We start from the raw sequence: 25,437 nt of genomic DNA, 5'->3' as shown, positions 1-25,437 counted from the left end.
GCTAGACTTCGCGGGCCTGCGCCCTTACATGCGCGGCTATGGCAGATCGCTTCACCAAGATGCACGGACTAGGCAACGACTTTGTCGTCATTGACGCGCGCGTGGCCCCCGTCGAGATGACCCCGGCGCGCGCGCATGCGATCGCCGACCGGCGCCACGGCATCGGGTGCGACCAGCTGATCCTGCTCGAACCGTCGACCAGCGCCGACGTCCGCATGCGTATCTTCAACGCCGACGGGGGCGAGGTCGAGGCGTGCGGCAATGCGACCCGCTGCGTCGCGACCCTGATCGGCAAGCCTGCGGTGATCGAAACGCTCGGCGGCATGCTGCGCGTCACGCCCGCCGACGGCGGCGCCGAAGTGACGCTGGGCGAGCCCGTCTTCGACTGGGAGCATATCCCGCTCGCCATGCCGATGGACACGCGCGACATGCCCGTCGCGTGGGACGAGCTGGAACATGGCGCCGCGGTCAATGTCGGCAATCCGCACATCATCTTTTTCGTGCCCGAAGCCGACGCCGTCGCGCTCGACGAACTCGGCCCCCGGATCGAAACCGACCCGCTGTTTCCCGAGCGCGTCAACGTCAATGTCGCGAGCCTCGACGGCCCCGACCGTTTGCAACTGCGCGTGTGGGAGCGCGGCGTCGGTCTGACCCAGGCGTGCGGCACCGGCGCCTGCGCGACTGCGGTCGCGGCGATTCGCGCCGGCCTGGTGCAATCGCCCGTGACCATCGCGCTGCCCGGCGGGGACCTGATCATCCGCTGGGCCAATGGCGAACCGATCATCATGAGCGGCGCCGCAACCCGGGTGTTTGAGGGCGAGACCGATTGGGCGCAGTTCGGATGAGCGCAGCCGCCCCCGACCGCGTCGAGGTCGTCAATTTCGGATGCCGGCTGAACATCGCCGAGGGCGAAGCGGTGCGTAGCGCCGCGATGCAGGCTGGTGCGCGCGACACAATCATCTTCAACAGCTGCGCGGTCACCGACGAAGCCGTGCGACAGGCACGGCAGGCGGTGCGGCGAAGCCTGCGCGAACGCCCTGATGCGACGGTGGTCGTCACGGGCTGCGCGGCGGAGCTCGAAGCCGAACGCTTTGCGGCGCTGGGTGCGCGCGTGGTCCAAAATGACGCCAAGGGGTTCGCCGCGAGCTATAGCGACGGGCCCCTAGCAAAGACCGGCCCGCGGCCCTACACCCCCGCCCTTTCCGGCGCCGACCATGCCCGCGCCTTCCTCGGCGTCCAGACCGGCTGCTCGCACAGCTGCACCTTTTGCGCGACGGTAATGGCGCGCGGGACGGCGCGGTCGGCAAGCATCGAAGCGATCCTGGAAGCCGCCAGCACCGCCCTGACGCGCGGTCAGCGCGAGATCATCCTGACCGGGGTCGATCTCGCCAGCTATGGCGACGACAGCGGCACCACGCTCGCGGCGCTCGTCGAGGCGCTGCTCGCGCTTCCCGGCCTCGATCGGCTGCGCCTCTCGTCGCTCGACCCCGACCGCATCGACGATGCGCTGTTCGCGCTGCTGACCCAGGAAGCGCGGGTGATGCCGCATGTCCATCTGTCACTCCAGGCCGGCGACGATATGGTGCTGAAACGCATGAAGCGCCGCCACAGCCGCACCGAAGCGGTCGCGCTGGTCCAGCGGCTCAAGGCCGCCCGCCCCCAAATTGCGATCGGGGCCGACCTGATCGCCGGATTTCCCACCGAGGATGACTGCATGTTCGCCAATTCGCTGGCGCTGATCGACGATTGCGACATCGTCTTTGGCCATATTTTTCCATATAGCCCGCGCGCCGGGACGCCCGCCGCGCGCATGCCGCAAGTCGGTCGTGCGATCGCGCGCCAACGCGCGGCTGAGCTGCGCGACGCCAATGCCCGCCGCCGCCACAGCTGGCTCGACGCCCAGACGGGAACGACAGCGAACATGCTGGTCGAGCGCGACGGCCTGACCGGCCACGCCGAGAACTTCGCTCCCCTCGCACTGACCGCCCCCGCCGCGCCCGGCACCGTTGTCGCGGTGCAACTGACGAAGCGCGACGGCGACCGCATGATCGCCGCCAAAATCCAAAAGGACATTGCGGCATGAGCGGCGCAAGCTGGAGCGAACGGCTGTTCGGCGGCCTCAAGCGCACGTCGGAGCGACTGGGCGAAAATCTGGCGGGGCTGACCGGAAAGTCGCGCCTCGACGATGACGATCTCGACCGGATCGAGGAAGCGCTGATCACCGCCGACCTTGGCCCTGCAATGGCCGGGCGTATCCGCGATCGGCTGGCGGCACGGCGCGATGCCGTCGCGAGCGGGGTCGAAGAGCTGCGCAAGATCGTCGCCGAAGAAATCGCCATTGTCCTGCGCCCCGTCGCCGAACCGCTTGAAATCGACGCCTTCCCGCGCCCACAGGTCATTTTGGTGATCGGGGTCAACGGGTCGGGCAAGACGACCACCATCGCCAAGCTCGCGCATCTGTTCCAGGAACAGGATTATGGCGTGATGCTCGTCGCGGGCGACACCTTCCGCGCCGCCGCGATCGGCCAGCTCAAGGTCTGGGCCGAGCGGCTGGGCATCCCGATCATGGCGGGGCCGGAGGGCGGCGATTCGGCGGGCATCGTGTTCGATGCGGTCAAACAGGCGACCGCGACCGGGATCGACGTGCTGATCGTCGACACCGCCGGGCGCCTTCAGAACAAGCGCGAACTGATGGACGAGCTTGCCAAGATCAAGCGCGTCCTCGGCCGCCTCAACCCCGCCGCTCCGCACGATGTCGTGCTGGTGCTCGACGCGACAACGGGGCAGAATGCGCTGTCGCAGATCGACGTGTTTCGCGAGGTCGCCGGGGTCACCGGCCTCGTGATGACCAAGCTCGACGGCACCGCGCGCGGCGGCGTCCTTGTTGCCGCCGCCGAACGCCACGCGCTGCCGATCCACGCGATCGGCATCGGCGAGACCATCGACGACCTTCGCCCCTTCGACGCCGACGAAATCGCCGCGATCATTGCAGGAAATATCCGATGAGCGAACCGCTCGAACAGCTCGACAAATTCGAACAGCTTCCGGGCGGCCCTGAACTCGTCCCCGCGCCGCCGCCCGCCAAACATGGCTGGCTGAATTTCGCGATCGATTTCGGGCCGCTGCTGGTGTTCTTTCTCACCTATAAATTCACCGCGGGCGGCGAGGGCGCCTTTGCCGCGACCACCGGCGCGATCAAGGCCACGATCGCCTTCATGGTCGCGATCATCGTCGCCATGGCGGTGTCGAAGTGGAAGCTTGGCAAGATTTCGCCGATGCTGTGGCTGTCGGGCATTCTCGTCATCGGCTTTGGCGCGCTGACCATCTGGTTCCACGACGAACGCTTCATCGTGATGAAGCCGACGATCATCTATGCCGCCTTTTCCGTGCTGTTGCTCGGCGGCTGGTGGTTCAAAAAGCCGATGCTCAAATATCTGCTGCAATCGGCGCTCGAAGGCGTCACCGAACGCGGCTGGCTGTTGCTCTCGCGCAATTGGGGGCTGTTCTTTGGCGCGCTCGGTATCGCCAATCACATCATGTATATGATGATCCAGCGCGGCGATTTCAGCTTCGACACCTGGCTGACGGTCAAGGTGTGGGGCATCACCGCCCTCTCCTTCATCTTCACCCTCACCCAATTGCCGGTGATGATGAAGAACGGCCTCGCGCTGCCCGAAGACCCCGCGGCCGACAAGCAAGGTTGAGCGATTCCCCCGACACTGGCATAGCAGGCGTCATCGGCACCGGGTCGCATCCCATGCCGGATCATAAAGGGGGAATTGCAATGGATAAATTTTTCGGGAACCTGCACGCCGTGCTGGGCGCGGGCCTTGTGCTGGCGATCGTCCTGATGCTGTGCCTCAACGGCCAGAATTTCGAGGATGGCATCGCCGCCGGCAACGCCATCATGCGCTGGCTGCACACCTTCTTCGGCGTGCTGTGGATCGGCCTGCTTTACTATTTCAATTTCGTCCAAATGCCGACGATGCCGAAGATTCCGGCCGAACTGAAAGCCGGCGTGTCAAAGCATATCGCCCCCGCCGCGCTCTTCTGGTTCCGCTGGGCGGCGCTGATCACCGTGCTGCTGGGCGTCGCAATCGCCGGCCATGCGAAATATCTCGCCCCAGCGCTCGGCCTGCAGGATCCCTATAAGCTGATCGGCGTCGGCATGTGGCTGGGCCTGATCATGGCGTTCAACGTCTGGTTCCTGATCTGGCCGAACCAGAAAAAGGCGCTGGGCATCGTCGAAGCCGATGATGCGACCAAGGCGAAGGCCGCACGCACCGCGATGATCTTTTCGCGGACCAACACCTTGCTGTCGATCCCGATGCTCTATGCGATGGTAAACTTCAGCTAAGCTGGCCAAAGGCTAAAAGAAGAGGCGCTCCGGGAAACCGGGGCGCCTTTTTTTTTCTTGTCCCCTTCCCGCCCGCGGGAGGGGTTAGGGGTGGGCGCGAGCAAAGCGAGCACCTGGCCTCGCGCATGCCCACTCCGCTGCGGCTAGCGAACAAGTTCGCAAGCCTCGCTGCCCCTCCCGCTTGCGGGAGGGGATGTCCGATCAGGACTCCAGCGCTGCCTTGTGCATCCGGCCGTTCAGCACATAATGCGCCACCCCGACCTGCATCCCCGCGGCCTGGGCATCATCAATCTCGCGCACGCGGCGCGCGGGCGATCCCGCCCACAGCTCGCGGCCTGGAATTTCCTTATTTTCGGTGAGCAGCGCCCCGGCGGCGAGCATCGCGTCGCTGCCGATCCGGCATCCGTTCATCACCGTCGCCTTCAGCCCGACGAAGGCCCGGTCGTCGAGCACGCAGCCGTGGACCATCGCCAGATGGCCGATCAGCACATCCTCGCCGATGATCGTCGGAAAGCCTTCGGGGCGGTGCGGCATCGGGCCGTCGCAATGGACGACGCTGCCGTCCTGGATATTCGAACGCGCGCCGACGACGATCCGGCTGACGTCGGCGCGCAGCACGCAATTATACCAGATGCTGACATCGGGACCGATCACGACATCGCCAATGATCCGGCAGCCCGGCGCGATAAACGCGCTGGGGTCGATCTGCGGCGTCTTGCCATTGATGCTGATGATGCTGACGTCGTGATAGGTCATTCGCGGTCCCCAATGATATTGCCCCAGAACAGGATGGGCAGGGTCGAGGCATAGTCGTCGGTCCAGCGCTCGAAACGCGCTCGCCCTTCCAGCGGCACCCATACACCCTCATTCCGCGAATCCTTGCGCGGCCTGATGCCGCCGGTCAACGCATCCATGCGCTGCGGTGCAGCGGTCAGGGCGACCCAGTTCGACCCGGTGAGGTCGCTGAAATCATCGCCCGTCGGTGACGGGTCAATACGGATTGCCGCGCTCCAGCCGCGCGCCTTCGCCTCGGCCGCGAGCACCGGTTCGAGGTTGAAAAAGCGGTTGGAGATATGGATCAGCAATATGCCGTCGGGTTTCATCGCCCGCGCATAAATGCCGATCGCTTCCTTCGTCAGCAGATGCAGCGGAATGGCGTCGGACGAAAAGGCATCGATGACAAGAATATCGAAGCGCCCCGGCGGCTGGTTTGCGACCTGCAGCCGAGCGTCACCAAGAATGACCGGCGTGTCGCCCGCACATTCGGACAGGAAAGTGAATTTCGTCGGATCGCGCGCGATATCGACCATCACCGGATCAATCTCGAAAATCGTCCATTTCTGCCCGGGCTTGCGATAGCAGGCGAGCGTCCCCGCCCCCAGCCCGACGATACCGACCGCCGCATCGGGCCCGGCCAGCGCCTCGGCTTTGTCGAGGGTCAACCCGACCCCGGACTGATGGCCATAATAGGTCGTCGGTTCCAGCTGTTTCCCGGCCTCGGTGCGCTGCAATCCATGCAGTGTTGTTCCGTGCGCGAGACGCCGTTGTTGATGTTCGGGATCGTCCGTGACCGTATAGACGCCGAAATAGCTGCGGACTCGCATGCCGGAAAAACTTTCCTGCACCGTATCCCAGCCGCCAACGCCCAGCATCAGCAGCGCGAAAACCGGCACAAAGGCCCAGCGCCAGCCGATGACCAGCAAGCCGATTGCGAAAATGACGATTCCCCACCACTTCACATCGGCCACCACGCCGGTCCAGCCATCGACCATTTTCCAGCAGGCAAAGGCCGCCACCGCAACGAGCAGTGCCGCCGTCCATCGCGCCGCCCGGGGCTTCAACCCCAGCCATTGGTCCCACGGAAACAAGGCCGGCAATGGCAGCAGCATCGCCGACGCCAGAACGAGCAGCGGATGTTCGTAAACCCAGTCGAAGACCAGCGGCGCGAACAGCGCGGCGAACAAGCCGCCGAGCACCCCGCCCGCCGACATGATCAAGTAAAAAAGCGTCAGATATCGCGGTGCGGGCCGCAGATGATAGAGATAGCCGTGCAGCGCGGTCGCGACGAGAAACAGCATCGCGAGGCTGGAAAGCGCGATCATCATCGATCCGCCACCCGAACTCAGCAGCGACAGTCCGCCCACCGACAGGAGACCGGCCGGCGCAACGACGGTGATAGTCTGGACCAGCCGGTCCATCGTTGAAAAGGCGATCACGAAGCTCAGCAGATACAGGCCGAGCGGCAACACCCAGAGCAGCGGCATTGCGACGATATCGGTGGTGAGATGCGTCGTCGTCGACAGCATCAGCCCCGATGGCACAGCGGCGATCAGCAGCCAGTGAATCTGGCGCCGCAGCGCCGGGCGCGCCTCGCCATCCGCCACCGCCTCGGCACCGACAGCCTCGCCTCCGGCCCGCCAGCGTGCCGCCGCGCTGATCGCGACCAGCGCGACGAGCAACGCATAGCCCGCGGTCCAGCCCCAGCTTTGCGCCGCGAGCGGCAGCGCCGGTTCGACGAGCGCGGGATAGCTGATCAGCCCGGCAAAGCTGCCGAGGTTCGACGCCGCATAAAGAATATAGGGGTCGCCCGCGCGGGTGTCGGCGGCGAACCAGCGCTGCATCAACGGCGCCTGTGCCGCAACGACGAAAAAGACCGGCCCGATCGACGCGATCAGGAGCAGGGGCACCCACAAAGCCTCTTGCCCCGGTGCGGGCGGCGCGATGTTGGCGATGCCGATCGGCAGCCACAGCGCCGCGGCGACGAGCAGCGCGACATGGATCGCCGCCTGGCGCCGTATCTGAAAACGCCCGAGCCAATGGGCATAGGCATAGCCGCCGAGCAGCAACGCCTGATAGACCAGCATCGCGCTGTTCCAAACCGCAGGCGCGCCGCCCAATTTGGGCAGCACCATCCGCGCCACCATCGGCTGGACGAGGAAAAGCAGGAAACTGCCGACAAGGATCGTCAGGACGAACAGCCAGCGGCGCGGCGATGCATTAGCGGTCATACGGTTTCCCATGCCAGGCGTGATAAGGAATAGGTGACGTGCGGGCGCAGCGGATCATCTTCGGCAAGCTTCGGATGATCGAAATCAAGCTCGGCGCAATATTGCATGCCCAGCCGCTCCATCACCGCACGGCTACGCACATTGTCCTGCCAGGTGATGGCCCGGATTTCATCGTCGGGCAGGTTCGCGAACGCCCATGCAGCCGCGCCGCGTGCCGCCTCGCTGGCGAAGCCTGCCCCCCAGCAGTCGCGCGCCAGCCGCCAGCCGATCTCGACCTTGTCCGCGACAGGTGCGATATCGCCACGGATCACACCGCACCAGCCGATCAATCGCGCGTCGCTTTGACGTTCGAGGGCCCAGAAGCAATGGCCATGCTCGGCCTCATGCCCCCGCATCCAGGCGATCCGCGCGGCGGTTGCGTCCATATCAAGCGGCGGGCCGAGGGTCGCCATGACCTCCGGGTCGCTGCAAATCGCCTGAAAGGGCACAACATCGTCGTCGCGCCACGATCGCATGGTCAGCCGTTCAGTCCTGATCATGCCGTCAGAAGACGCGCGGCATGCAGTGCATGATAGCTCAAAACCCCCGACGCCCCGGCACGCCGGAACGCGAGCAGGGTTTCAAGGACGAGCGCGTCGCGGTCGCCCGCGCCGGCCGCCGCGGCGGCCTCGATCATCGCATATTCGCCCGACACCTGATAGGCATAGACGGGCACCGCGAAATTCGCCTTCACCGCCGCAACGATGTCGAGATAGGGCAGACCGGGCTTCACCATCACGCTGTCGGCGCCTTCGGTCAGGTCCTGCGCGACTTCCCGCAGCGCCTCTTCGGCGTTGGCAGGGTCCATCTGATAGGTTTTCTTGTCGCCCTTCAACAGTCCGCGTGAGCCGACGGCATCGCGGAAAGGACCATAAAAGGCCGACGCATATTTGGCGGCGTAGCTCATGATCTGGATATGGCCGAAGCCTTCGGCCTCCAGCGCCTGCCGGATCGCGCCGATGCGGCCGTCCATCATGTCGCTGGGCGCGATAATGTCGGCCCCGGCGCGCGCCTGATTGAGCGCCTGACCGACCAGCACCGCGACGGTTTCGTCGTTGAGAACATAGCCCGCATCGTCGATCAGCCCGTCCTGCCCATGGCTGGTATAGGGATCGAGCGCGACGTCGGTGAGGACGCCGATATCGTCGCCCAGCGCATCCTTGATCGCGGCGACCGCGCGGCACATCAGATTGTCGGGATTGAGCGCCTCGGCGCCATCGGGACTACGCCGGTCGGGCTCGGTATAGGGGAAGAGCGCAAGACAGGGGATGCCCGCCGCGACCGCATCCTTCGCACGCAGCACGATCTGATCGACCGACCAGCGCGAGACGCCGGGCAGGCTGGCGATCGGCTCCTCACTCCCCGAACCGGGACAGACGAACAGCGGCCAGATGAGGTTCGCGGGCGAAAGCTGGGTCTCGCGCACCATCGCGCGGCTCCAGCCGGTACGACGGGTGCGGCGGAGGCGCAGGTCGGGAAAGGCAGCATGAGTCATGCAGCGTGCATAGCCGCGCGGCGACCGAGGGCAAATGGATATTGGACCGCCCCCCTCTCCCGCATGCGGGAGGGGATGAAACCGTCACAGCCCGCCGTCAGCCCGTTTCGACGCGACATCGGCGAGCGAGCCGAGCTTCGGCCCTTCGATCTGCCGCGGTGCGATCGGCGTCAGCGCCGCCCCGGGCACAATCGACGTCATCGAACGGATACGGGCGCGGAAAGCGGCAAGCTCCTTGCCCTCCAGCGCCGCGCGGGTGACGAAGGTCACCGACGCGGGGTTCACCGCATGGCCGTTGCGATAGAGTTCGTAGTGAAGGTGCGGACCGGTCGAAAGCCCGGTCGAACCAATATATCCGATCACCTGCCCGCGCGTAACGCGCTGCCCCGGACGCACCGCGATGCGGCTCATATGGCCATAACCGGTGCCGAGGCCGCCGCCGTGGGCGAGCTTCACATAATTGCCGAAACCGCCATGCCGCCCGGCGATCGTCACCACGCCGTCGGTCACTGCATATATGGGCGAACCATAGCCGCCGCCGAAATCCATCCCGCTGTGCATGCGGCGATAGCCCAGGATCGGGTGACGCCGCATACCGAAGGTCGAGGTAACGCGCCCGTTGCTCGGCCGTGCCATGCCGCCGCGCTGCTCACCGACGCCCGACGCCTCGAACCACTGGCTGCGGCCGTCCTTCTGCCATTCGAGCATCGACAGTTTCGGCTGCCCGCCGCGAATCAGGCCGGCATAGAGCAGCTTGCCCGTTTCGCTCTCGCCGGTTTCGGCGCGGCGATAATCAACGACGATATCAAACTCGTCATTGGCGCGCATGTCGCGGCCGATCGAAATCTGTTTGCCGATAACGCGCAGATAGGATTGAATCGCTTCGGGCGGCGCCCCGGCGGCGCGCGCCGAACGGTACAGGCTGTCGCCGACGCGTCCGCGAATCCGCAGCGGCGTCGTATCGACCGCGATCGGGATGCGCCGCATCACCAATCGCCCGCCTTCACGTTCCATTTCGATACGAAGGTCGAAGCGCGCACGCATTGCGAGGGCTTCGACGGGGCGCGGCATCGTGCGCGCAGCCCGGCGACCGAGGATCAGGTCGATGCGCGTTCCGGCCGCGATGTCGGCCAGCGGAACCGCCCCCGACACCTGGTTTGCCAGCGCCTGCGCCTCGCTGCTGCCGACACCTGAGCGTTCGAGCAGGCGCGCAAAACTGTCGCCGCTGCCCAGGGTAGCGGTGAGTTCGATCTGCGGCCGTTCAGGAGTCTGGGTGAGCGGGCGCACTGCATCGGTTGCCGCCATATGCCGTCCGGTGTCGCCGCCCAGCGCCTGCGGCACGATCATCTGCCCGCGCGCTTCGTTGAAATCGGCGGTGTCGAGTGCAGGCGCGCCGCCGACTGCGATCGGCTGGATGCCCGGAAAAGTCGCGATCGCCGCCCCGCAGAGCAAAGTTAATGTCGCGAGCCCCCGCCACCAGATTGCCGAACCAATATGATCGCCCAGGTCGGGAACGAGGTCGATCTGGGCCAGCCATTCGCGCCACGACGGCCCGGCTTCGGCATTGCCGTCGGCGCGACCAAGCGAAATCGCCTGCGACATGGCGAGCGCGGCCATATTGCCCGACATTCCCGCAATGGGTTCGTGACGCTGGAGCAAAAAGTGCGACCCCCATTCGGCGACCCGCCCCTCGCGAGCGCCGCCGATGATGTTTCCGTGACAATATCTGTAAACAAAGGCCGTTAAAGTCAATTTAACGGGACCTGAGGAATTTGCCCTTGCGGCAAGCCGTGTCGGGCCCGGGACGCGACGCAGCTCCCGACACAAGATGCAGTAAAAATTTCGCCTTTCCGCCGCCGTGGAGCGATCGCCTGTTGCGCGCCGCCGCCCGCCATGCCAGCGTAGCGGCAAGACAATGTCACCTCCCTCACCCCACCCGGTCAAGGCCGTCCTTGGCCCCACCAACACCGGCAAAACCCATTTGGCGGTCGAGCGTCTGACCGCTCATAGCAGCGGGATGATCGGCTTTCCGCTGCGCCTGTTGGCGCGCGAGGTTTACGATCGCGTCGTCGCGATCAAGGGCCCCGCGCAGGTGGCGCTCGTCACGGGCGAAGAGCGGATCATGCCGACGCAAGCGCGCTATCTGCTCGGCACGATGGAGGCGCTGCCCATCGAACGCGATGTCGCCTTTGTCGGGATCGACGAAGCGCAGTTGGGCGCCGACCCCGAACGCGGCCATGTCTTCACCGACCGCCTGCTGCGCGCGCGCGGCCGCGAGGAAACGATGATCCTCGGCTCCGCCAGCATCAAGGGCCTTGTGCGCAAACTGGTGCCCGAGGCGGACATCGTCACCCGTCCGCGCTTTTCGACCCTCAGCTATGCGGGGTCGTCGAAACTGTCGCGGCTACCCAAACGCTCGGCCATCGTCGCCTTTTCGGCCGAGGAGGTTTACGCGATCGCCGAAATGCTGCGTCGTTTCTCTGGCGGCGCCGCAGTGGTGATGGGAGCGCTCAGCCCCAAGACGCGCAATTCGCAGGTCGCGATGTTCGAGGCGGGCGAGGTCGACTATCTTGTCGCCACCGACGCGATCGGCATGGGGCTCAATCTCGACGTCCAGCACGTCGCCTTCGCGAGCCTGCAGAAATTCGACGGGCGGCGGCTGCGGCGGCTGACCGTTTCGGAAATGGCGCAGATCGCCGGGCGCGCCGGGCGGCACCAGCAGGATGGCAGCTTCGGCACCGTCGGCCTGCCGCAAGGCGGCTTCACGCCCGAGGAAATTGCCGCGATCGAGGGGCATCATTTCCCGCCGCTCGCCAGCCTGTTCTGGCGCAATCCGACCCCGGGCTTCGGCTCACTCGACCAACTGCTGTCCGATCTTGCGCGGCCGCCGTCGGACCCGTCGTTGCGCCCGGCGCCCGAAGCGGTCGATATCGCCGTACTCAAACATCTGGCGGGCGACCTTGAAGTCCGCGCGCGCGGCGGCGATTTCGACGCCGTCCAGCGCCTCTGGGACGTCTGCGGCCTTCCCGATTTCGAACAATTGGGCGCCGAACATCACAGCCGCACCGTGCTGAAGCTGTGGCAATGGCGCACCAACGGCGACGGGATGATCGATCCCGACTGGTATGCCCGCAAACTTGCCAGGCTGAACGACGTCGAGGGCGATATCGACCAGCTCGCGAGCCGCATCGCCGCGGTCCGCACGCTCTGCTTCATCGCCCAGCGCGGCGACTGGATCGCGGGCGCCGCGGGCTGGACCGAACAGACGCAGGATCTCGAATCGCGGCTGTCCGACGCGCTGCATGCCGCGCTCGCACAGCGCTTCGTCGACCGTCGCCTCGCGCTGCTGCTTCGCGACGCCGGGCAACGCCACGCCGCGCTGCCGGTCGCGGTCGCCGCCGACGGCACCGTTGCGGTCGATGGCGAACCGATCGGAACGCTCAAGGGCTTTCAGTTCAAGGTCGACCCGGTGGCGCGCGCGAGCGACCACAAGATGCTGCTCGCCGCCGCCGAGAAGCATCTGCGCGCCGAACTCGCACGGCGCGCGACTGCACTGGCCGAAGGCGACGACAATGCACTGGCGCTGGTCAGCGAGGCCGGGACGCCGCCACGCCTCGCATGGCACGGCCATGTCGTCGCGACGCTCGGCCGCGGACCGACGCTGGTTCAGCCGGCGATCCTGATCGACCCGTCGCTGCGCAGGCTCGAGCCCCAGCAGGTTCAGGCGATTATCGAACGATTGCAGCAATATGTCGCCCAACAGCTCGCGCGCCACGCCGGACCGCTCGCCGCAATGGGCGAAGCCGCGGGCGATCTTTTCACCCCGCCGCGCGTTCGCGCGCTGCTCGCCGCACTGGTCGACGGCAGCGGGCTCGTCGCGCGTGCCGCGGTCGATGAACAGCTTTCGGTCATGGCGGCCGAGGAACGTCCGCAGCTTCGCAAGCTCGGGCTCACCATCGGCTCGCTCGACCTGTTCCACCCGCAATTGCTCAAACCCGAAGCGGTGCGCTGGCGCGCCGCGCTGATCGCGGCGCAACAGGGCGGCACGATCGCCGCGCTGCCCCCGCACGGCGCGGTGTGGCAAAAGGAGGGCGCGGGAATCGCCCTCGGCATCGCGGGGTTCCGCCGCTGCGGGGCCGGCTGGCTGCGGATCGACATGGCCGAGAAGTTGGCACGCCAGGCGCATGCCGCGCGGCTGCAGGCGGCAGCCCCGCCGCCCGCCCCGATCGCCGGCGCCGACCCGCATCATGACCTTGAACCGGACCTGCCCGAAGAAAGCGGGAACGGCCTCCCCGCCGCCGCGCCGCCGGGCTTTGCGATCGATCCTGCGCTCGCGACCTCGCTGGGGCTCGACGCGGAAGCTCGACGCGCGCTGCTGCAAAGCTTCGGCTTTCGCACCATCGGCGAACCTGCGCTCGAACGCTGGCGCTGGTCGGGGCGCAAGAGCGCCGAGAAGCGCCCGCGCCGCAAACATGGCAACAAAAATGGCGGGAATGCCAAGGGGACAACCCCCAGCACGAATGGTCATACGGCACGGCCGCCAGCAAAGCGGGGCAAAGGGCCGGCGACCAAATCGGACCGGCCCGCACCACGCCCACCCGAACGCGATCGTCCACCACGCCGGGGTCCATCGCCGAACAGCCCGTTTGCCGGGCTTGCCGCGCTCCTCGCGAGCGCGCGCGAGGATTAATGGCCAGCCCGGGCGCCGCGGGAAGCATCCGGCTCGACAAGCTGCTCTGGTATCTGCGCTTCGCGCGCTCGCGCAGCATCGCCCAGGCCATCGTCGCCGCAGGGCATATTCGGCTCGACGGGCGGCGCGTCACCCGCTCGTCCTGCGCGGTCCATGTCGGGCAGACTCTCGTGCTGCCGGTCGGTGAACATATTGAGGTTGTGCGCCTGCTCGCGTTACCCATGCGCCGCGGCCCGCCAAGCGAAGCGCAGGCCTGCTATGCCCGTCTTGACGCGAACGCCCCGGCCGCTGTCACTTCCGCTATCAGCCCCCCAGAAAATGCTGTGGCGCAAAAGCGTGGGCGCCATCCTATGCAATGAGAGTGATTCGCAACTGTAGCAAAGCGTTGACGCGTCGCCGCCGTGCGGCATAGGAGGCGAAGAATCGCAATTTCGGGCGGCCTGGGGGCCGCCGACCAAGGGAGCCTATACCCATGACCTATGTCGTCACCGATGCCTGTGTCCGGTGCAAATATATGGATTGTGTCGAGGTTTGCCCCGTCGACTGCTTCTATGAGGGCGAGAATATGCTCGTCATCAACCCCAATGAATGCATCGATTGCGGCGTTTGCGAACCCGAATGTCCGGCCGAGGCGATCCTGCCCGACACCGAAAGCGGCCTCGAAAAATGGCTGGAAGTGAACACCAAGTTCAGCGCCGAATGGCCGAACATCACGGTGAAGAAGGACAGCCCCGCCGACGCCGACGAGTTTAAGGGGGTCGAGAACAAGTTCGAGACGCTCTTCTCGCCCGAACCCGGCGAAGGCGACTGACATAAAACGGGGCGGGACTTTCCCGCCCCTTCTTTTTTGCCCCCTTGAAACCATTCCGGTTGGCGACGATGTAGGATGGCGGAGGGGCCAGCCAGCCGGTTCTCGGCGCGGCGCTCCAATAATGAAGGACGAAATACAGATGATCGATCCGCTGAGTGCGCTGGTACCCGTAGTCGTCGAACAGACGAGCCGCGGCGAACGCAGCTTTGACATTTTCTCTCGCCTGCTGCGTGAACGGATCATCTTCGTCACCGGCGAGGTCGAGGATAATATGGCCTCGCTGATCACCGCCCAGCTGCTGTTCCTCGAATCGGAGAATCCGAAGAAGGACATCTGGATGTACATCAACTCGCCGGGCGGAGTCGTCACGGCGGGCATGGCGATTCACGACACGATGCAATATATTCGTCCGCGCGTCGGCACGGTGTGCATCGGCCAGGCAGCGTCGATGGGCAGCTTCCTGCTCGCCGCGGGCGAACCCGGTATGCGCGTCGCGCTGACCAACGCTCGCGTGATGGTGCATCAGCCCTCGGGCGGCGCGCGCGGCATGGCGTCGGACATTGAAATCCAGGCGCGCGAAATCCTGCGCATCCGCAAGCGGATGAATGATCTCTATGTCAAATATACCGGCAAGTCGCTGAAAGAGATTGAAAAGGCGATGGACCGCGACACCTTCCTCGAAGCCGACGAAGCCAAGGAATTCGGCCTTGTCGATCAGGTTTATGACCGCCGCCCGGGTGTCACCGATACCGACGCGCCCAAGGATGTCAGCGAAGGCCCGACGCCCTGATTTTTCTGCCCGGCCGGGGGACGGCCAGCGCGTTTCTTGACGCCATATTTACCGCCCCCTGTCAGGCAGACATTGTCCCCATGTCACCCAATTGCCATATTGTAATTGGGTGACCGCGGGCTAGGATGAACGCGGCAGCGCCCTTTTGGCGCCCGCCAGAGGAATATATATGACGAAACTAAGCGGCTCGGACAGCAAGAGCACCCTTTACTGCTCCTTCTGCGGCAAGTCGCAGCACGAAGTCCGCAAGCTGATTGCCGGGCCGACCGTGTTCATCTGTGACGAATGCGTTGAACTGTGCAACGACATCATCCGCGAAGAGATTAAAGGCGGCATCGCCGCGCGCAAGGATGGCGCCGTGCCGACTCCGCTGGAAATCTGCCAGCATCTCGACGCCTATGTGATCGGCCAGAATGTCGCCAAGCGCGTGCTGTCGGTCGCCGTGCACAATCATTACAAACGCCTCGCGAACAGCGGCCGCGGTGATGACGTCGAACTGGCGAAGTCGAACATATTGCTCGTCGGCCCGACCGGCAGCGGCAAGACCCTGCTCGCCCAGACCCTCGCGCGCTTCCTCGACGTGCCGTTCACCATGGCCGACGCGACGACGCTGACCGAGGCCGGCTATGTCGGCGAGGATGTCGAGAATATCATTCTGAAGCTGCTGCAATCGTCCGACTATAATGTCGAAAAGGCGCAGCGCGGCATCGTCTATATCGACGAAATCGACAAGATCAGCCGCAAGGCGGAGAACCCGTCGATCACCCGCGACGTGTCGGGCGAAGGCGTGCAGCAAGCCCTTCTGAAACTGATGGAAGGCACGACCGCGAGCGTTCCGCCGCAGGGCGGGCGCAAGCATCCGCAGCAGGAATTCCTTCAGGTCGATACGACCAACATCCTGTTCATCGCGGGCGGCGCGTTCAGCGGCCTCGAAAAGATTATCGGCGACCGCTTGCAGGGCAAGTCGATCGGTTTCGGCGCGCATGTCGCCGGTCCCGACGAACGCCGCATGGGCGAAGTGCTGAAGAATATCGAGCCCGAGGATCTGCTGAAATTCGGCCTGATTCCCGAATTCGTCGGCCGCCTGCCCGTCATCGCGACGCTCGAGGATCTCGACATCGACGCGCTGGTCAAGATTTTGGGCGAGCCGAAGAACGCACTGGTCAAGCAGTATCGCAAGCTGTTCGATCTGGAGGAGGTCGTGCTGACCTTCACCGACGATGCGCTGGTCGCGGTCGCCAAAAAGGCGATCGAACGCAAGACCGGCGCGCGTGGCCTCCGCTCGATCGTCGAGGCGATCCTGCTCGACACGATGTTCGACCTTCCCGACCTCACCGATGTCGTCGAGATCGTCGTCGACAAGGATGTCGTCGAGGGCCGCAAGGACCCGGTGCGCGTCTATGCCGACAAGGCGAAGGAAGCCGCGGGCGACGCCGCCTGATTTCCTGACTGCTGTACTCCGAGTCGCGCCGGCGGCGCGACTCCGCCCCTTCTTCGGGGCCACTATGTTGCATTGCAGCAACAGTTGCGGGAAAAAACGCATCGCGGCCTGTGGATAACTCCCGGGCCGCGACGCAAATTCGCGCTTTCCTGCCGCCGAACTGACCGCAGGCCCCCTCGCGGCTTGCACTGTCACATTTGCTGTCACAATCGTGCCACATGCGGGCGTCAGGGGCGCTCGCAGGTCAAGCGCGCCCCATTTGCCGCGCCTGCCAGACGCTAAAAATAGGGGACATCCTGACATGAAACTTCGTTATTCGATCGCCGCTAGCCTGATGGCTATCAGCGTCGCGACCGTCATCGCGGCGCCGGCGCAAGCGCAGCAGATCACCACCGGCATCCAGGGCCAGGTCAAGGACGACAGCGGCGCCGCGATCGGCGGCGCAACCGTCGTCGTCACCGACACCCGTACCGGCTCGGCGCGCACGATCACCACGGGCACCGACGGCCGCTTCACGACGACCGGCCTCACCACGGGCGGCCCGTACACGATCGCCGTCAACGCCGACAGCTTTGAAGGTCAGACGATCCAGGACGTCTATACCTCGCTGCAGGGCAACACCGAACTCACCTTCGCGCTCGCATCGGGCGGCGGCGAAATCGTCGTCACTGGCAGCCGCGTCCGCGTCACCCAGCTCGAAGTCGGCCCGGGCACCAGCTTCAGCACCGAAGTACTTGCGAGCGCACCGTCGTTCAACCGCGACGTCCGCGACATCCTCCGCCTCGACCCACGCGTCAGCCTCGACCGCGATGACGGCGGCTCGGGTCAGGACCGCATTTCGTGCCTCGGCGGCAATGATCGCGGCAACTCTTTTACCGTCGACGGCATCAGCCAGGGCGACGTTTACGGCCTGAACGACACCGGCTTCTCCTCGCGCAGTTCGACCCCGATCCCCTATGACGCGGTTCGCGAAACGCAGGTCCAGTTCGCACCGTTCGACGTCGACTATGGCTCCTTCACCGGCTGCGCGATCAACGTCGTGACCAAGTCGGGGACCAACGACTATAAATTCGGCGGCTTCTTCGAGTACTCCGACAACGGCATGCGCGGCGACAATGTTGCAGGCCAGCCCGTGGCTCCGGTCGAAGCAGAAAAGCGCTGGGGTATCTCGGCCGGCGCGCCGATCATCAAGGACCGCCTCTTCTTCTTCGGCGCCTATGAACATCATGAAGCCGGCCAGTCGCAGGACGACGGTCCGGCGGGCGCAGAGTATGCGAACGAACTCAAGGGCGTTCCGCTCGCAGCCTTTAACGAAGTTTCCGAGGTTCTGAGCAGCGTCTACGGCATCGAAACCGGCCCGCTGGTCCGCAGCCGTCCGTTCAAGAACGACCGCTATTTCGGCCGTCTCGACTGGCATATCAACGACGACCACCGTCTCGAACTCACCTATCAGCGGCTCGAGGAAAGCACGGTCCGTCCCGACGATTTCAGCACTTCGGCGAGCAACCCGCGCGTTACCGGCGCCAACACCTTCTATCTGAGCGGCACCAAGTCGGATTATTATTCGGGCCGCCTCTATTCGCAGTGGACCGACAATTTCTCGACCGAACTGCGTTATTCGCGCTCGAAGGTTACGGATCGCCAGGATCCGATCGGCGGCGGCGAAGCGCAATCGGACAATCCGATCACCCGCATCATCGTCGGTGTCGATGACGGAGCCGGCAACCGGGGACAGGTTCTCGCGGGTCCCGGTTTCTCGCGTGGCGCGAACGACCTGCGCACGCAGATCGACGCCTATCGCGCTGTCGCCAAGCTCGACGCGGGTGCCCATCAGTTGAAGGTCGGCTTCGAAATGAACCGGGCCGATCTGTTCAACCTGTTCGTCCAGAACGCCACCGGCACGCTCTATTTCAAGAATATTGCCGATTTGCGCGCGGGTCTCCTTTCACCCGGCTCGACGACCAACCCAACCGCAACCCAGATTGCGAACGGGACCGCCGTCGGCGCCGAAGGCAATTTCACCGCGACCGGCGACATCCGCGACGCCGCGGCGGCCTTCAAACGCACGACCTATTCGATCTTCGCGCAGGATGATTGGGAAATCACCGATCGCCTGAACGCAGTGGTCGGCGTGCGTGCCGACTGGTATTCGGGTGGCCAGCCTAAGGCCAACGCCCTGTTCCAGCAGCGCTACGGCTTCTCGAACACAACCGGCTTCAGCAACCTCGACCCGATCGTCATGCCGCGCCTTGCCATGACCTATGACATGGACGATTTCGCCGTGTTCGGCCGGCCGAAGCTGACCGCGGGCGTTGGCATCTTCTCAGGCGGCGATCCGCTCGTCTGGTTCGGCAACGCCTTCCAGAATGATGGCCGCGGCTTCTCGGGTGCGGATACAGGCAAGAATTATTGCCCGACCGGCCAGATCAGCGTGCTCAGCAACGGTCAATTTACCGGCTTGCCCACTTGCCTCATGACGGCTGGCTCAGCTGCTGCTGCCCGCGGCGAAGGCGATACTCAGTCGATCAGCCCCAACATCAAGATGCCGTCAGTTCTGCGCGCCAACATCGGCTTCACATCGCAGCTAAACTTCGCTGAAACGGGCTTCTTCAGCGGCTGGTTCATGAATCTCGATTATATCTACAGCAAATATCGCAACCCGTTCACGCTTGTCGATCTGTCGCAGACGCCCAACATCACCAAAGGTCTCAATGGCTACACGATTGATGGCCGTCCGATTTATGCGTCGATCGATCCGAACGCAGCGAACTGCCCTGCAGAATTGGTTGGTTTGAATCCGGGGCCCGTATACTCGGGGGTAACGGCAAGCTGCTTTAGCCCTGCAACCAACCGCGATGACGAACTACAGCTGACCAACGGCCCCGGCTTCCGCAGCCACAACGCTTCATTCATCCTGTCAAAGACCTTCGACGGCGGGCTGTTTACGCAGAATGGCAATGTAGATTTCAACATCGGTTACAGCTACACCGATGCGCAGGATCGCCGCAGCATGTATAATTCGACCGCCGGATCGAACTATGACAATCTGGCGGCCTTCGATCGGCAGAACCCCGCGGCGTCGCGCGGCTTCTACAGCAGCAAGCACAATATCTCATCGCGCCTCGCCTTCCGCGAGGAATTCTTCGACGATCTGTCGACGCGTCTTGCAGTGACCTTCGTCGCCCGCTCGGGTCGTCCGTACAGCCTGACCTTCACCGGTGGCGGCGAATTCAATGACAGTGCATCGGGCTTTGAAAATGCGCTTGCCTATATCCCGACCGGTCCGAACGATCCGAATGTCGTGTTCCTCGACACGCTGAATTCGGCGGGCGCGGTGCTTCGCACGGCAGCGCAGAATGCGGCCGATCTCGACGGCTATATTTCAAGCCTGAAGTGCGCGAACAAATATCGCGGCAAGAGCATTCCGCGTAACACCTGCTCGAACGACTGGTATTTCGACGTCGACCTCAGCTTCTCGCAGGAAATCCCGGGTCCGGGCCGCCTGTTCGGCAAGCGGGACAAGCTGAAAGTCTATGCGATGATGGACAATCTGCTGAACTTCCTCGACAATGACTGGAATGTGCAGCGGCGGCGCCAGTTCGCAGGGCTGCAGGATATCGCTACCGCAGGACGCGCGTCGGCCAACTCGGGCGCCATTGCGGCAGTTCAGGCTGTCGACAACCAAGGCCGCTATGTAATCTCGGGCTTCAACGGCCTGAACAACATTGCCAGCGACAACCAGATCAACGTGTCGTCGTCGGTGTGGCGCCTGAAGGTGGGCATCTCCTACGAATTCTGATCGTAGCCAGACAAAGGAAAAGGGCGCGGGAGGTGACTTCCGCGCCCTTTTTCATGCCCGAATGGAAATGCGTTGGCGGCGTACGCAGCGCTAACCGAAGTCAGCCCGCGGCGATGCGGCGCGCAGTGTCCTGCACCAGCGCGATCATATTGGGGACGCCCTGCGTCCGGTTCGACGACAGCTGGCGCGTGAGCTCAAAGGGCGCGAGCGCCGCCGCAACGTCCATGTCCGCCACTTCGGCCGCGGGCTTGTCCTGCACCGCGGACAGCACCAGCGCGACGATCCCCTTGGTGATCGCGGCATTGCTGTCGGCAAGGAAGTGGAGCGCGCCATCATCGCGCGGAACGGGATAAACCCAGACGCTCGCCGAACAACCGCGCACCAAGGTCGCGTCGGTCTTCAGCGCATCGGGCATCGGCTCGAGCGTGCGGCCGAGCTCGATCAGCAGGCGATAACGATCGTCGCCGTCGAGGAAGTCATATTCGTCGAAAATGTCGGTGAGGCTGCGCATGAGCGCGGCACTGGCAGATTTTGGGGAGGGTTGAAAGGGGTGCGGGGCCCCCTTCCCCAATTCCGTCGCCCCTGCGAAGGCAAGGGCCGCAGTCGGCATGTAGCGGCGCGGCGGTCCAAGGCTGCCAGCAGCCCCCGCCTGCGCGGGGGCGACGGCCCTAAAGATCAACCCCCGCAGCGATCGCCTCGAGCTTGCGCAGCCGTTCCTTGAGGTCGGCGATTTCGATCCGCGATCCGGCGTGCGGGACGGCGGCGTCGTGCTGGGCGCCATGCCCGGCGGCGAGTTCATCGCGCTTCAGCTGAATCCAGTCGCGCCAGCCGCGCAACGCGACCAGGCTCATGATGGTCAGCGCGACCAACGCGACAGCGGCGGGGACAAGGTTGGTCGCAAGATCGGAAGTGATGGCGGCCATGGTTCGGCTCCTTCTTCGTCACATATCAGGGGACAGAGCGGTCGCGCAGCTTTTCGATTTCTTCGTCGAGGCTGGCGGCGCGGTTATGGTCGGTGGCGATGCGTTCGAGCACCTGAATGCGTTCCTTCAGCGCGCGGATTTCGGTCTGCAGCGCCTTGGTTTCTCCATTGTCCTGAGCGACCAGATAGTCGCCGCCCTTGGGGTCGCGGCGGATGCCGTGCTTGGCACGGACAATGCTGCCGATCGTCACGATCAGAACGATGCCGACAACCATTTCAAATGGGCCCATGGGGAAGATCCTTTCCGTATTCCTGTTTTAGTTCAGCGGCGCGTCGCGCAGCTTTTCAATTTCGTCGGCTACATCGATGCCACGGTCGGTCACGATCCGCTCCAGAACGCGGACCCGCGCCTCCAGCCGTTCGGTGTGCGCCGCATATTGGGCGGCTTTCTCGGCGGTCATTTCCGACTGTTTCTCGATCATCTTCTGCTGATGTTTCGACCAGAAGATGAAGCCCGCGAGGAGGAAGGGCGCCAGCGGGATCAGTATCCAGATTTCGTCACCCATGATTTTGCCCCCTCAATTGGACGGGCGCCGCAGCGCCTCGATCTCGTGGCTCAGCCGGCCGGCTTCATCGGTGACGATGCGCTCGACCACCGCGAGGCGATCCTTCACCGAACCCAGTTCGGCGCGCAGCTGGGCGTTTTCCTGACTGATCAGCTTGACGCGTTCCATCGCCTCGTCGCTGGTCTTGGGGTAGACCGCCTGGCCCCATGCGCCATCGAGCGGATAGCCGTTCTTGACGCGCAGCCAGGTGGTGAAGACCCAGCCGCCGATCGCGAGAAGCGCGATGATGACGGCCGCGGGTGAGATGGTGCTGAGTATGTCGCTGGCATTCATGATATTTTTCCCTCTCAGCGCAGCCGGTCGATCTGGTCGGCGAGTTGCGCCGCCTGACCGTTGGTGTCAGTCGCGATGCGTTCGAGTACCGAAATCCGATCCTCCAGCCGACCGATTTTGTCTGCGAGCTTGGCATTGTCGTCGGTCAGCAGCGCGATTTTTCGATCAGCGTCGGCGTCGGTTCGATGAACCGTGCCGCCCCATTCATTTTCGATCGGATAGCCATGCTTTGCACGGATCCATGTCGTGAACATCCAGCCGCCGATCGACAGTGCGATGATCGCGATCACAAAGGTGGGACCACCCCAGCTCATCTTCTTTCTCCCTGTTGCCCTTCAACCGCCCTCGGTCCGTCGGCGCCCGATTAACGGAGCGCCTCGATTTCGTCGGCGAGGCGGCGGTTGTGGCTGGTATAATATTGTTCGATGTCGGCGAGCCGACGGTCGATGTCGCGGAAGCGGGACTTGATGTCGCGGGTCGACGCGGTCGGGTTCGATCGCACGCCCTGCCAGAATTTCGCTTCCTCGTTCGATCCGTAGAGGGCGAACGGCTTGGGCGTGCCCATCCAGGCGACGACCCAGTAAGCGATCAGCGTCCAGGGAAAGCCCCCCATCAAGGTCAGGAGGACTGCGCCGACCCGGACCCAGAGGACATCGACTCCGCTATAGTCCGCGATCCCCGAGCATACACCGCTCCATTTGGCGTTTTGTTTGTCGAGGTAGAATTTGGTGCGACTGGCAGACATCTCAGTTCCTCCGCGTGATGTTTTCGAGTTGCGCCAGATCTTCGTCGCTCCGCACCGCAGGGCGGAAATCGGGATGGTCGGCGCGGATGATGCGTTCGACGGTGTGCAGGCGGCCCTCAAGCCGGCGTGCCGTGTCGTAAAGCTCATCGAGCAGTTGTTCGTCTTCCCCGGTCAGCGTCTTGGCCTGTTTCCACTTGGTAATATAGTGGAGGATCAGCCAGGGCAGACCGAGGAAGAGTGTTCCGATGACGATCGGAACCATGATGATTTCTTCCATCGGTCCGGCTCCTTACTTCTTGGCCTGCGCCGCTTTCAGCGCGGCAAGCTCGTCAGCGACCTGGTCGGCGGCCTGCAGTTCGGCGATTTCCTCGTCGAGCGACTTTTTATAGCCCAGACCCAGAGCATCGGCGCGACCTTCGGCCTCATCGACGCGGCGTTCGAGGATCTCGAAGCGCGAGAAGGCATCTTCGACGCGGTCACCATTGGTCATTTCGCGCAGCTTGTAGCGATTTTCGGCGCTTTCAAGCCGGTTGACGACGCTCGACTGGCGCGTGCGCGCTTCGGAAAGCTTCTTCTGCAGCTTGGCGATATCGCCTTCATAGCCCGAGAGCGCATCGTCGAGAACCGTGATTTCGCTCTTCAGCCGTGCGGCCATGTCGCCAGCCTTCTGCTTTTCGACGAGCGCGGCAGTGGCGAGGTCTTCGCGGTCCTTCGACAGCGCGAGTTCGGCCTTTTCCTTCCAGCTGTCCTGCAGGCTTTCCAGCTTGGCGATATGACGGCGCATTTCCTTCTGGTCCGCGATCGTGCGGGCGGCAGAGGCGCGAACTTCGACAAGCGTTTCGTTCATCTCGAAGATGATCTGGCGGATCATCTTTTCCGGGTCTTCGGCCCGATCGAGCAGGTCGGTGACATTGGCGGCGATGATGTCGCGGGTTCGTGAAAAAATACCCATTTGAAAACTCCTGTCGAAAACCTTGAGACCTATTTGTCTGTTATGGAAAGGCTGGTGCCGGGGCGGGGCAAGGGGGGAGAGAGCCCCGGCACCAGATCCGGTCAGGCCAAGGGACTGACCGCCGGGGACGTGGCAGCATCGACCAGCGTAGCGGCGGGGGCGCCGGTGAGGCTGGTAGCGATTTGCGGCTGGTCGATCACGCCGACGAGGATGGCCAGCGCTCCCGCCGCGCTGAGCGCGAAACTGGTGGCCTGGGCAAACATCACTGACATGGTCGAACCTTCCTCTGCTGCGCCGGCACGCTGTGCGCCGGTTCGATGGATACTATGCAGGAGCTGTGCCAATTGCCGCGCAGCCCCGAAAAGCGCCGGTTTGGAGCCATGAGGAAGCCCGCACCCGCATTTTCCTTGCCAATCAGCGGGAAAATTTGCCAATGATTGGGAATGGAGCGCGAAACACAGTTTATCGGCCAGTCGGCGACCTTCCAGGACGCGGTTGACCGCGCCAGCCAGGCCGCAGCGCTCGACCGTCCGGTACTGGTGATCGGCGAACGCGGCACCGGCAAGGAATTGATCGCCGAGCGCCTCCACCGCCTGTCGACGCGCTGGGACCGTCCCTATGTCATCCTCAATTGCGCCGCGATGCCCGAGACATTGATCGAATCGGAATTGTTCGGCCACGAAGCCGGCGCCTTCACCGGCGCGACGCGCACCCGTGCGGGCCGCTTCGAGGAAGCCGACGGCGGCACCCTGTTCCTCGATGAGCTCGCCACCATGTCGATGGGCGCGCAGGAGCGCCTGCTGCGCGCGGTCGAATATGGCGAGGTGACGCGCGTCGGCTCCTCGCGCCCGATTCGCGTCGATGTCCGCATCGTCGCGGCGACCAATGAACATCTGCCGGCGCTGGTCGACGCCAATCGCTTTCGCGCCGACTTGCTCGATCGCCTGTCGTTCGAAGTGATCACCCTGCCCCCGCTGCGCGCGCGCGAAGGCGACATTGAAGTGCTCGCCACCTATTTTGGCCAGCGCATGGCGGCGGTGCTCGGCTGGGACGAATGGCCGGGCTTCGGCCCGCGCGCGTTAGCGGCGATGGAGGGGCATGACTGGCCGGGCAATGTCCGCGAACTCCGGAACGTCATCGAACGCGCCATCTATCGCTGGGCAGACCCTGAACGGCCGGTCGACGCACTCAGTTTCGACCCCTTCGAAAGCCCGTGGCGCCCCGTCGCGCGCAACCCTCTACCCAAAGCGGAAGCCAGCGCGCCACCACCCCACACAACCGATTCGGTCCCAAGTTCAGCCGCGACGCCGCCATCCGGCACCGTCAGCGACCTGCGCGCCGCGGTCGATGCCTATGAACGGCAAATATTGTCCGACACCATGGCGCGCTGCCGCTTCAACCAGAAGGTCGCAGCCGAGGCGCTGGGGCTAAGCTATGATCAGATTCGCCACGCGCTGAAAAAGCATGGGCTGAATCAGTAATCATCGCC

Annotated in this window: 27 protein-coding genes; 12 read left to right on the top strand and 15 right to left on the bottom strand. The window is 64.3% G+C overall.

Going from position 1 to position 25,437, the window contains the following annotated elements; all coding sequences use genetic code 11:
- Nucleotides 1-38 precede the first annotated feature (38 nt).
- The 5 genes from dapF to CDQ91_RS17895 all read left to right on the top strand — a co-directional run bounded on the left by dapF (nt 39) and on the right by CDQ91_RS17895 (nt 4,357).
- A complete protein-coding gene (gene dapF / locus CDQ91_RS17915; RefSeq protein ID WP_088474066.1) occupies nt 39-845 on the top strand; it encodes a diaminopimelate epimerase in 807 nt (268 codons plus the stop codon).
- Nucleotides 842-2,083, top strand: a complete 1,242-nt coding sequence (locus CDQ91_RS17910; RefSeq protein ID WP_088474065.1) for a MiaB/RimO family radical SAM methylthiotransferase — start codon at nt 842-844, stop codon at nt 2,081-2,083. The genes dapF and CDQ91_RS17910 overlap by 4 nt, the downstream gene beginning before the upstream one ends.
- On the top strand, nt 2,080-3,006 hold the full coding sequence (gene ftsY / locus CDQ91_RS17905; protein WP_088474064.1) for a signal recognition particle-docking protein FtsY: 927 nt from the start codon (nt 2,080-2,082) through the stop codon (nt 3,004-3,006). The genes CDQ91_RS17910 and ftsY overlap by 4 nt, the downstream gene beginning before the upstream one ends.
- Nucleotides 3,003-3,704, top strand: coding sequence for an inner membrane-spanning protein YciB (locus CDQ91_RS17900; RefSeq protein WP_088474063.1), 702 nt, complete (start codon nt 3,003-3,005; stop codon nt 3,702-3,704). Before ftsY ends, CDQ91_RS17900 begins: the two co-directional genes overlap by 4 nt.
- 80 nt (nt 3,705-3,784) lie before the next feature.
- Nucleotides 3,785-4,357: a urate hydroxylase PuuD gene (locus tag CDQ91_RS17895; RefSeq protein ID WP_088474062.1), complete on the top strand. Its 573-nt coding sequence runs from the start codon at nt 3,785-3,787 to the stop codon at nt 4,355-4,357.
- A gap of 201 nt (nt 4,358-4,558) precedes the next feature.
- Here CDQ91_RS17895 and CDQ91_RS17890 read toward each other — a convergent pair whose 3' ends face one another.
- The 5 genes from CDQ91_RS17890 to CDQ91_RS17870 form a co-directional block, all read right to left on the bottom strand.
- Entirely contained in the window at nt 4,559-5,113 is a 555-nt protein-coding gene (locus CDQ91_RS17890; RefSeq protein WP_088474061.1) for a gamma carbonic anhydrase family protein, read from the bottom strand.
- Complete coding sequence (locus CDQ91_RS17885; protein ID WP_088474060.1) at nt 5,110-7,365, bottom strand: spermidine synthase; 2,256 nt, start codon at nt 7,363-7,365, stop codon at nt 5,110-5,112. Before CDQ91_RS17885 ends, CDQ91_RS17890 begins: the two co-directional genes overlap by 4 nt.
- Nucleotides 7,362-7,904, bottom strand: a complete 543-nt coding sequence (locus CDQ91_RS17880) for a GNAT family N-acetyltransferase (protein ID WP_088474059.1) — start codon at nt 7,902-7,904, stop codon at nt 7,362-7,364. Before CDQ91_RS17880 ends, CDQ91_RS17885 begins: the two co-directional genes overlap by 4 nt.
- Nucleotides 7,901-8,899 carry a porphobilinogen synthase gene (gene hemB / locus CDQ91_RS17875; RefSeq protein ID WP_088474058.1) on the bottom strand — a complete coding sequence of 333 codons (999 nt, stop codon included), beginning with the start codon at nt 8,897-8,899 and terminating at the stop codon, nt 7,901-7,903. The genes CDQ91_RS17880 and hemB overlap by 4 nt, the downstream gene beginning before the upstream one ends.
- A gap of 84 nt (nt 8,900-8,983) precedes the next feature.
- Nucleotides 8,984-10,501, bottom strand: a complete 1,518-nt coding sequence (locus CDQ91_RS17870) for a peptidoglycan DD-metalloendopeptidase family protein (protein ID WP_473825640.1) — start codon at nt 10,499-10,501, stop codon at nt 8,984-8,986.
- Nucleotides 10,502-10,814: 313 nt separating this feature from the next.
- On the opposite strand from CDQ91_RS17870, the gene CDQ91_RS17865 reads away from it, so the two are divergent.
- The 6 genes from CDQ91_RS17865 to CDQ91_RS17840 all read left to right on the top strand — a co-directional run bounded on the left by CDQ91_RS17865 (nt 10,815) and on the right by CDQ91_RS17840 (nt 20,430).
- A complete protein-coding gene (locus CDQ91_RS17865; protein ID WP_088474056.1) occupies nt 10,815-13,589 on the top strand; it encodes a helicase-related protein in 2,775 nt (924 codons plus the stop codon).
- Complete coding sequence (locus CDQ91_RS17860) at nt 13,589-13,948, top strand: RNA-binding S4 domain-containing protein (protein WP_088474055.1); 360 nt, start codon at nt 13,589-13,591, stop codon at nt 13,946-13,948. Before CDQ91_RS17865 ends, CDQ91_RS17860 begins: the two co-directional genes overlap by 1 nt.
- A 113-nt stretch (nt 13,949-14,061) precedes the next feature.
- Nucleotides 14,062-14,400, top strand: coding sequence for a ferredoxin FdxA (gene fdxA / locus CDQ91_RS17855; protein WP_088474054.1), 339 nt, complete (start codon nt 14,062-14,064; stop codon nt 14,398-14,400).
- 139 nt (nt 14,401-14,539) lie between these two features.
- The gene (locus CDQ91_RS17850; protein WP_088474053.1) at nt 14,540-15,190 is read left to right on the top strand and encodes an ATP-dependent Clp protease proteolytic subunit; all 651 of its coding nucleotides are present in this window, start codon (nt 14,540-14,542) and stop codon (nt 15,188-15,190) included.
- Between the two features lie 169 nt (nt 15,191-15,359).
- A complete protein-coding gene (gene clpX, locus CDQ91_RS17845; RefSeq protein WP_088474052.1) occupies nt 15,360-16,631 on the top strand; it encodes an ATP-dependent Clp protease ATP-binding subunit ClpX in 1,272 nt (423 codons plus the stop codon).
- 301 nt (nt 16,632-16,932) lie between these two features.
- Nucleotides 16,933-20,430 carry a TonB-dependent receptor gene (locus CDQ91_RS17840; RefSeq protein ID WP_088474051.1) on the top strand — a complete coding sequence of 1,166 codons (3,498 nt, stop codon included), beginning with the start codon at nt 16,933-16,935 and terminating at the stop codon, nt 20,428-20,430.
- Between the two features lie 100 nt (nt 20,431-20,530).
- On the opposite strand, the gene CDQ91_RS17835 is transcribed toward CDQ91_RS17840, so the two are convergent.
- The 10 genes from CDQ91_RS17835 to CDQ91_RS21340 all read right to left on the bottom strand — a co-directional run bounded on the left by CDQ91_RS17835 (nt 20,531) and on the right by CDQ91_RS21340 (nt 24,220).
- Entirely contained in the window at nt 20,531-20,941 is a 411-nt protein-coding gene (locus CDQ91_RS17835; RefSeq protein ID WP_088474050.1) for a SufE family protein, read from the bottom strand.
- 157 nt (nt 20,942-21,098) lie between these two features.
- The gene (locus CDQ91_RS17830; protein ID WP_174688525.1) at nt 21,099-21,353 is read right to left on the bottom strand and encodes a hypothetical protein; all 255 of its coding nucleotides are present in this window, start codon (nt 21,351-21,353) and stop codon (nt 21,099-21,101) included.
- A gap of 25 nt (nt 21,354-21,378) precedes the next feature.
- Nucleotides 21,379-21,642, bottom strand: a complete 264-nt coding sequence (locus CDQ91_RS17825) for a hypothetical protein (protein ID WP_088474049.1) — start codon at nt 21,640-21,642, stop codon at nt 21,379-21,381.
- 27 nt (nt 21,643-21,669) lie between these two features.
- Nucleotides 21,670-21,918, bottom strand: coding sequence for a hypothetical protein (locus CDQ91_RS17820; RefSeq protein ID WP_088474048.1), 249 nt, complete (start codon nt 21,916-21,918; stop codon nt 21,670-21,672).
- 12 nt (nt 21,919-21,930) lie between these two features.
- Complete coding sequence (locus tag CDQ91_RS17815; RefSeq protein ID WP_088474047.1) at nt 21,931-22,251, bottom strand: hypothetical protein; 321 nt, start codon at nt 22,249-22,251, stop codon at nt 21,931-21,933.
- A gap of 14 nt (nt 22,252-22,265) precedes the next feature.
- Nucleotides 22,266-22,565 carry a hypothetical protein gene (locus CDQ91_RS17810; RefSeq protein WP_088474046.1) on the bottom strand — a complete coding sequence of 100 codons (300 nt, stop codon included), beginning with the start codon at nt 22,563-22,565 and terminating at the stop codon, nt 22,266-22,268.
- 50 nt (nt 22,566-22,615) lie between these two features.
- Nucleotides 22,616-22,996, bottom strand: a complete 381-nt coding sequence (gene pspC, locus CDQ91_RS17805; protein WP_088474045.1) for an envelope stress response membrane protein PspC — start codon at nt 22,994-22,996, stop codon at nt 22,616-22,618.
- Nucleotide 22,997: 1 nt separating this feature from the next.
- A complete protein-coding gene (pspB, locus tag CDQ91_RS17800) occupies nt 22,998-23,273 on the bottom strand; it encodes an envelope stress response membrane protein PspB (RefSeq protein ID WP_088474044.1) in 276 nt (91 codons plus the stop codon).
- A gap of 12 nt (nt 23,274-23,285) precedes the next feature.
- Nucleotides 23,286-23,948, bottom strand: a complete 663-nt coding sequence (gene pspA / locus CDQ91_RS17795) for a phage shock protein PspA (RefSeq protein ID WP_088474043.1) — start codon at nt 23,946-23,948, stop codon at nt 23,286-23,288.
- Between the two features lie 101 nt (nt 23,949-24,049).
- On the bottom strand, nt 24,050-24,220 hold the full coding sequence (locus CDQ91_RS21340) for a hypothetical protein (protein WP_158213719.1): 171 nt from the start codon (nt 24,218-24,220) through the stop codon (nt 24,050-24,052).
- Nucleotides 24,221-24,391: 171 nt separating this feature from the next.
- On the opposite strand from CDQ91_RS21340, the gene pspF reads away from it, so the two are divergent.
- Nucleotides 24,392-25,429, top strand: coding sequence for a phage shock protein operon transcriptional activator (gene pspF / locus CDQ91_RS17790; RefSeq protein WP_088474042.1), 1,038 nt, complete (start codon nt 24,392-24,394; stop codon nt 25,427-25,429).
- Nucleotides 25,430-25,437 lie beyond the last annotated feature (8 nt).

Source organism: Sphingopyxis witflariensis, assembly GCF_002205635.1.
Classification (GTDB): domain Bacteria; phylum Pseudomonadota; class Alphaproteobacteria; order Sphingomonadales; family Sphingomonadaceae; genus Sphingopyxis; species Sphingopyxis witflariensis.
The sequence above is the reverse complement of the archived record's forward strand: the minus strand, read 5'-3'. Positions and strand labels throughout refer to the sequence as shown.

Bases quoted from the DNA above. Each gene is read 5' to 3' on its own strand.
- CDQ91_RS17820 (WP_088474048.1), bottom strand. From the start codon at position 21,918: ATGGGTGACGAAATCTGGATACTGATCCCGCTGGCGCCCTTCCTCCTC.
- CDQ91_RS17900 (WP_088474063.1), top strand. From the start codon at position 3,003: ATGAGCGAACCGCTCGAACAGCTCGACAAATTCGAACAGCTTCCGGGC.
- CDQ91_RS17840 (WP_088474051.1), top strand. From the start codon at position 16,933: ATGAAACTTCGTTATTCGATCGCCGCTAGCCTGATGGCTATCAGCGTC.
- CDQ91_RS17885 (WP_088474060.1), bottom strand. From the start codon at position 7,365: ATGACCGCTAATGCATCGCCGCGCCGCTGGCTGTTCGTCCTGACGATC.
- pspF (WP_088474042.1), top strand. From the start codon at position 24,392: ATGGAGCGCGAAACACAGTTTATCGGCCAGTCGGCGACCTTCCAGGAC.
- pspA (WP_088474043.1), bottom strand. From the start codon at position 23,948: ATGGGTATTTTTTCACGAACCCGCGACATCATCGCCGCCAATGTCACC.
- pspB (WP_088474044.1), bottom strand. From the start codon at position 23,273: ATGGAAGAAATCATCATGGTTCCGATCGTCATCGGAACACTCTTCCTC.
- CDQ91_RS17850 (WP_088474053.1), top strand. From the start codon at position 14,540: ATGATCGATCCGCTGAGTGCGCTGGTACCCGTAGTCGTCGAACAGACG.
- CDQ91_RS17860 (WP_088474055.1), top strand. From the start codon at position 13,589: ATGGCCAGCCCGGGCGCCGCGGGAAGCATCCGGCTCGACAAGCTGCTC.
- CDQ91_RS17830 (WP_174688525.1), bottom strand. From the start codon at position 21,353: ATGGCCGCCATCACTTCCGATCTTGCGACCAACCTTGTCCCCGCCGCT.
- CDQ91_RS21340 (WP_158213719.1), bottom strand. From the start codon at position 24,220: ATGTCAGTGATGTTTGCCCAGGCCACCAGTTTCGCGCTCAGCGCGGCG.
- pspC (WP_088474045.1), bottom strand. From the start codon at position 22,996: ATGTCTGCCAGTCGCACCAAATTCTACCTCGACAAACAAAACGCCAAA.
- CDQ91_RS17880 (WP_088474059.1), bottom strand. From the start codon at position 7,904: ATGATCAGGACTGAACGGCTGACCATGCGATCGTGGCGCGACGACGAT.
- CDQ91_RS17835 (WP_088474050.1), bottom strand. From the start codon at position 20,941: ATGCGCAGCCTCACCGACATTTTCGACGAATATGACTTCCTCGACGGC.
- CDQ91_RS17825 (WP_088474049.1), bottom strand. From the start codon at position 21,642: ATGGGCCCATTTGAAATGGTTGTCGGCATCGTTCTGATCGTGACGATC.
- ftsY (WP_088474064.1), top strand. From the start codon at position 2,080: ATGAGCGGCGCAAGCTGGAGCGAACGGCTGTTCGGCGGCCTCAAGCGC.
- CDQ91_RS17910 (WP_088474065.1), top strand. From the start codon at position 842: ATGAGCGCAGCCGCCCCCGACCGCGTCGAGGTCGTCAATTTCGGATGC.
- CDQ91_RS17895 (WP_088474062.1), top strand. From the start codon at position 3,785: ATGGATAAATTTTTCGGGAACCTGCACGCCGTGCTGGGCGCGGGCCTT.
- hemB (WP_088474058.1), bottom strand. From the start codon at position 8,899: ATGACTCATGCTGCCTTTCCCGACCTGCGCCTCCGCCGCACCCGTCGT.
- CDQ91_RS17890 (WP_088474061.1), bottom strand. From the start codon at position 5,113: ATGACCTATCACGACGTCAGCATCATCAGCATCAATGGCAAGACGCCG.
- CDQ91_RS17870 (WP_473825640.1), bottom strand. From the start codon at position 10,501: ATGTCGCAGGCGATTTCGCTTGGTCGCGCCGACGGCAATGCCGAAGCC.
- CDQ91_RS17815 (WP_088474047.1), bottom strand. From the start codon at position 22,251: ATGAATGCCAGCGACATACTCAGCACCATCTCACCCGCGGCCGTCATC.
- clpX (WP_088474052.1), top strand. From the start codon at position 15,360: ATGACGAAACTAAGCGGCTCGGACAGCAAGAGCACCCTTTACTGCTCC.
- CDQ91_RS17865 (WP_088474056.1), top strand. From the start codon at position 10,815: ATGTCACCTCCCTCACCCCACCCGGTCAAGGCCGTCCTTGGCCCCACC.
- fdxA (WP_088474054.1), top strand. From the start codon at position 14,062: ATGACCTATGTCGTCACCGATGCCTGTGTCCGGTGCAAATATATGGAT.
- dapF (WP_088474066.1), top strand. From the start codon at position 39: ATGGCAGATCGCTTCACCAAGATGCACGGACTAGGCAACGACTTTGTC.
- CDQ91_RS17810 (WP_088474046.1), bottom strand. From the start codon at position 22,565: ATGAGCTGGGGTGGTCCCACCTTTGTGATCGCGATCATCGCACTGTCG.